Origin of the sequence: Pseudomonas sp. GM79 (genome assembly GCF_000282495.1) — a bacterium.
GTDB lineage: Bacteria > Pseudomonadota > Gammaproteobacteria > Pseudomonadales > Pseudomonadaceae > Aquipseudomonas.
Genome location: NZ_AKJE01000056.1, coordinates 1 through 1,757, shown reverse-complemented (window position 1 = coordinate 1,757; position 1,757 = coordinate 1). Strand labels below are relative to the sequence as shown.

The 1,757-nt window shown below is 59.7% G+C and carries 3 protein-coding genes; all 3 read left to right on the top strand.

The window, feature by feature from the left end; genetic code table 11:
• Positions 1–531: pyrroloquinoline-quinone synthase PqqC (gene pqqC, locus PMI36_RS13340; protein ID WP_008072468.1), on the top strand; the 531-nt coding region annotated here is incomplete at its 5' end.
• Entirely contained in the window at positions 528–803 is a 276-nt protein-coding gene (gene pqqD, locus PMI36_RS13345) for a pyrroloquinoline quinone biosynthesis peptide chaperone PqqD (protein WP_007904212.1), read from the top strand. The genes pqqC and pqqD, both read left to right, overlap by 4 nt.
• A gap of 4 nt (positions 804–807) precedes the next feature.
• Positions 808–1,757, top strand: a 950-nt coding sequence (pqqE, locus tag PMI36_RS13350) for a pyrroloquinoline quinone biosynthesis protein PqqE (protein ID WP_162130627.1), incomplete at its 3' end; no start/stop codon positions are given.

Sequence of the window (1,757 nt, the reverse complement as noted above, 5' to 3'; positions counted from 1 at the left end):
GAGTGGATTCAGCGTTTGCTGGACCATGATGGCGCCCCCGGCGAAGAGGGCGGCATCGAAGCCTGGCTACGCCTCGGCCAAGCGGTCGGCCTCGACCCGGATCAACTGCGCTCTCAGGAACTGGTGCTGCCTGGCGTGCGTTTCGCCGTCGATGCCTACGTCAACTTCGCCCGCCGGGCCCGTTGGCAGGAAGCCGCCAGCAGTTCGCTGACCGAGCTGTTCGCGCCGCAGATCCATCAATCGCGCCTTGACAGCTGGCCGCAGCATTACCCGTGGATCGACCCGGCCGGCTACGAGTATTTCCGCACTCGCCTGGGCCAGGCGCGCCGGGATGTGGAGCACGGTCTGGCGATCACTTTGCAGCACTACACTACGCGGGAAGGCCAGGAGCGCATGCTGGAAATTCTCCAGTTCAAACTGGACATTCTTTGGAGCATGCTCGATGCCATGAGCATGGCTTACGAACTGAACCGCCCGCCGTACCACAGCGTGACCGAACAGCGGGTCTGGCATAAAGGAATCACCTTATGAGTTTCGATCGCAGCAAAACCCCGACCTGGCGTCCCGGCTACCGTTTCCAGTACGAACCCGCGCAAAAAGGCCATGTGTTGCTCTACCCGGAAGGCATGATCAAACTGAATGACAGCGCCGCGCTGATTGGCGGTTTGATTGATGGCGAGCGGGACGTCGCGGCGATCATCGCCGAACTGGGCGCGCGGTTCCCCGACGTGCCTGAGCTCGGTGACGACATCGAGCAATTCATGGAGGTTGCCCGTGCTCAGCACTGGATCGAACTTGCCTGATTCCGTGTCAGACAAGTTACCGCCCAAGCCTGAAATCGGCCTGCCACTGTGGTTGCTGGCCGAGCTGACCTATCGCTGCCCGCTGCAATGTCCGTACTGCTCCAATCCATTGGATTTCGCCGAGCAAGGCAAAGAGTTGACCACCGAGCAGTGGATCAAAGTCTTTCGCGAAGCCCGGGAGATGGGTGCGGCGCAGCTGGGTTTTTCCGGCGGTGAGCCGCTGGTGCGCCAAGACCTCGCCGAGTTGATCTTTGAAGCGCGCAAGCTGGGTTTTTATACCAACCTGATCACCTCCGGCATCGGCCTCACTGAACAGAAAATCAGCGACTTCAAGAAGGCCGGTCTGGACCACATCCAGATCAGTTTTCAGGCCAGCGACGAGCAAGTGAATAACCTGCTGGCCGGCTCAAAAAAGGCCTTCGCGCAAAAGCTCGAAATGGCTCGCGCGGTGAAGGCTCACGGCTACCCGATGGTGCTGAACTTCGTGACCCATCGGCACAACATCGACAAGATCGACAAGATCATCGAGCTGTGCATCGCCCTTGAGGCGGACTTTGTGGAACTCGCCACGTGCCAGTTCTACGGTTGGGCGCAGCTCAACCGGGTCGGTCTGTTGCCGACCAAGGAACAACTGGTCCGCGCCGAACGCATCACCAACGAATACCGCGCCAAACTCGAAGCCGAAGGGCATCCGTGCAAGCTGATTTTCGTCACCCCGGACTATTACGAAGAACGCCCGAAAGCCTGCATGAATGGCTGGGGCAATATTTTTCTGACAGTCACGCCGGACGGAACTGCCCTGCCCTGCCATGGTGCCCGACAGATGCCGGTGCAGTTTCCCAACGTGCGTGACCACAGCATGCAGCACATCTGGTACGACTCGTTCGGCTTCAACCGCTTCCGCGGTTACGACTGGATGCCCGAGCCGTGCCGTTCCTGCGACGAGAAAGAAAA

What these genes read in the sequence shown, in the direction of transcription:
- pqqD (WP_007904212.1), top strand. Translation starts at nt 528, where the DNA reads ATGAGTTTCGATCGCAGCAAAACCCCGACCTGGCGTCCCGGCTACCGT.